Source organism: Pedobacter sp., from assembly GCF_045628745.1.
In the GTDB taxonomy this organism is placed as follows: domain Bacteria; phylum Bacteroidota; class Bacteroidia; order Sphingobacteriales; family Sphingobacteriaceae; genus Pedobacter.
Window position 1 is genome coordinate 1 of the sequence record NZ_JAZQPU010000032.1, and the last position, 3671, is coordinate 3671.

The 3671-nt window shown below is 41.0% G+C and carries 3 protein-coding genes; all 3 read left to right on the forward strand.

Features of this window, described 5'->3' with window-relative positions:
* Positions 1–753, forward strand: a 753-nt coding sequence (locus ACR2F7_RS01410; protein WP_432711826.1) for a radical SAM protein, incomplete at its 5' end; no start/stop codon positions are given.
* Between the two features lie 46 nt (positions 754–799).
* Positions 800–2386: a bacillithiol biosynthesis cysteine-adding enzyme BshC gene (bshC, locus tag ACR2F7_RS01415; RefSeq protein ID WP_432711827.1), complete on the forward strand. Its 1587-nt coding sequence runs from the start codon at positions 800–802 to the stop codon at positions 2384–2386.
* Positions 2387–2395: 9 nt separating this feature from the next.
* Positions 2396–3478: an Ldh family oxidoreductase gene (locus ACR2F7_RS01420; RefSeq protein ID WP_432711828.1), complete on the forward strand. Its 1083-nt coding sequence runs from the start codon at positions 2396–2398 to the stop codon at positions 3476–3478.
* The last annotated feature ends 193 nt before the right edge of the window (positions 3479–3671 follow it).

Below are 3671 nucleotides of genomic sequence, written 5' to 3' on the forward strand. Positions count from 1 at the left end.
AAAGAATTAATTTTAATTGCTCAGGATCTTACTTACTACGGATTAGACATTTACGGAAAGCGTAACCTTGATGAATTGTTAAGAAGACTTTCTGATGTGAACGGTATTGAATGGATCAGGTTGCAATATGCCTACCCTTCTGGTTTCCCAATGGAAATTCTGGATGCCATGAACGAACGTGAAAACATCTGTAAATACCTGGATATGCCTTTACAGCATATTACAGATAACATGCTGAAGTCTATGCGTCGTGGTATCACTAAACAAAAAACTATCGATATCGTTAACCAAATCAGAGATAAAGTTCCGGGAATAGCCATGCGTACTACTTTAATTTGTGGTTACCCCGGTGAAACTGAACAAGACTTTGAAGAAATGTTGAGTTGGGTTGAGGATACACGTTTCGACAGGTTAGGTTGTTTTACTTACTCTCATGAGGAAAAAACTCATGCGCACCAGTTAGTGGATGATGTGCCTGATGAAGTGAAACAAGAACGTGTAGATGCCATTATGGAATTACAGCAAGGCATTTCTTATGAAATTAACCAGGAAAAAATCGGCCAGACTTTTAAAGTTTTGGTGGATAGAAAAGAAGGTGATTTCTTTATCGGCAGAACACAATATGACTCTCCTGAAGTTGATAATGAAGTTTTAATTGATGCAGCAACAGGTTATGCGGCCAATGGAAGCTTTGTGAATGTCAAAATTGACAGGGCAGAAGATTTTGATCTGTATGGTCAGATTGTAAAATAAAGAATGCACGCTGTGAATTAAAGTTTAATAACTTAAATTCGTACCGATGCTTGCTAAATATATACCTTACAAGGAAACCCATTCTTTTTCTACTATTGTATTAGATTACTTAGAGGGAAAAAAAGTACTTCAGCCATTTTATGCGCACAGACCTGATCTAGCTGGCTTCAAGGCCGCTATAGAACAACAAAACAGGACTGTTAACAGAACTTTACTGGCTGAAGTACTTCAAAAACAATATGCAGGAGTATCCACTTCTGCTTTGCTGAAGGAAAATATAGAGCTGCTTGCTCAGGAGAATACCTTTACCATCACCACCGGTCACCAGCTCAATATCTTTACCGGTCCTTTATATTTCATTTATAAAATTGTAACGGCCATTAACCTGGCTAAGGAATTGAAACAGGCCTACCCTGCTTATAATTTTGTGCCCCTTTATTGGATGGCTACCGAGGACCATGATTTCGAAGAAATTAACCATGTAAAGGTAGAGGATAAAATGCTGACCTGGGATAAAAAGGCTGCCGGCGCAACGGGCAGGTTAAGTACCAAAGATTTTCATGATGTACTCAGCGCTTACAAGGGCTACCTTGGCATCAGCGAAAATGGCCAGAAATTAGCCGGGCTTGTAGAAGAGGCTTATGCTGGTCATGATACCCTTGCTGCAGCAACAAGAGCATTGGTCAACGGGCTTTTTGGCAATCAAGGGCTGATTTGCCTGGATGCCGATGAGCCTACCCTCAAAAGAGAATTCGCACCTATTGTATTTAAAGACATTACGGAACAGCATAGCTTTAGCAATATAAGTGCCGCCAATGCAGCGCTGGAAGCGGAAGGTTATAAAACACAGGTGAACCCCAGGGAAATCAATTTCTTTTACATGACCGATCAATTGCGGGAACGCCTAGTGGAAGTCAACGGGCAATTCCTGGTCAACAACAGCACCATAAGTTTTACCAAAGAAAGTTTACAGCAGGAAATTAACGATTTTCCCGAGCGTTTTAGTCCTAATGTGGTCATGCGGCCCCTCTACCAAGAGGTCATTCTTCCTAACCTTGCTTATATTGGAGGTGGCGCAGAAGTTACCTATTGGCTGCAACTGAAAAGCAATTTCGACTTTTATAATATACCCTACCCTGTTTTATTGCTCCGTAATTCTGCGATGGTCATAGACCAGCAGAGTGCGCGGAAGATGCATATTTTAGGGATCAATCACAAAAGTATTTTCCATGAGTCTGTAGCGCTCAAAAATGAATGGATCAAAGCACATGTCAATTTAGAATTGTGTTTAGAAGATGAACGCAGGGCCATCACAGCCTTGTTTGATCATATTAAACTAGATGCTTATAAAATTGACAAGACACTCTCCCAGTCGGCCGATGCAGCAAAAACTAAGGCCATGAAACTCATCTATGGTTTAGAGAAGAAAATGCTGCGCGCCGAAAAACGCAAACATGTAACTTCCCTCAACCAAATTGACGGATTAAAAAACAGGCTTTTTCCTACCGGTGTGTTACAGGAAAGAGTGATCAACATCGCCCCTATGTATATTCTTTACGGTGATGATTTCATTAATGCGCTACTGGAGAGTTTTCATCCTTTAACACATGATTTCACCATTCTTTATGCCTAATACTACCTTATGATTTTCCATACTTTTACTGAAACTAAACTGCGTGCTTTTACAGAGCGTGTATTTTTAACTATGGGCTGCCCGGCTGCTGATGCAAGCCTTGCCGCGGATGTTTTATTAAAATCTGACTTGAGAGGGATAGATTCTCATGGTGTGGCCCGCCTAACGGGCTATGTGCGCCTTTGGGAAAAGAAAAGAATCAATGCAACTCCGAATATTAAAGTAGTACACGAAACGGCAACCACAGCCACAGTAGATGGTGATGGTGGTTTAGGTTTAGTGGTTGCTCCTTTTGCCATGAAACTGGCTATGGAAAAAGCAGCCATTTATGGCAGCGGATGGATAGCCGTTAAAAACTCTAACCACTTTGGTATTGCAGGCTATCATGCCCTGCTTGCTGTAGAACAAGATATGATTGGCATTAGCATGACCAATGCAAGTCCTTTGGTGGCACCAACTTATGCTAGCGAACGTTTATTGGGTACAAACCCGATGTGTTACGCTTTTCCCGCTGGCAAATACCCTCCTTTAATTGTTGATATGGCTACGGCTGCCGCAGCAAATGGCAAATTGGAAATTGCACAACGTGCCAATCAACCTATTCCAGAAGGATGGGCACAAGATAAAAACGGACATGCGACCACCAACCCTAATGAATTAAAAGCTGGAGGTTCTCTTTTACCTTTGGGAAGTGATAAAGACCATGGCAGTCACAAAGGTTATGGCCTGAGTGCTACTGTAGATATTTTATCTGCTGTACTTTCTGGCGCAAATTATGGCCCATGGGTACCTCCTTTTGTAGCTTTCTTAGAACCTTCTGCAAATCCTGTGGGTGAAGGCATAGGCCATTTTTTTGGCGCCATGCGTGTTGACGGCTTTCGCCCGAAGGAGGATTTTAAAAACCACCTCGACAATTGGATAGAAAGGTTTAAAAATGCAGCCACTATAGATCCTGACAAGAAAGTGATCATTCCTGGAGAGCCAGAATATGAATTTGAAAAAGAACGCAAAATCAGCGGTATTCCTTTAATTGATGCCGTGGTAAATGACTTAAATGAGCTTGCGGAGAAGTTAAATATCGAAAAGCTTTAAATTGATTCGCTAAGCCACCATTGCTCATAAAACATTAAAGCCTCTTTAAAAGAAATGAGGGCACTGAAAAAGTCCCTTAATTTAAAAGGGATAAAAGGAGTAGAAGACTAGTTTTTCTGCTCCTTTTTTTGTATTTTAAAGGTGTATTATTACTGCTTTTAAGATGCTGCTTCAACAACAAAAAATCCAGTTT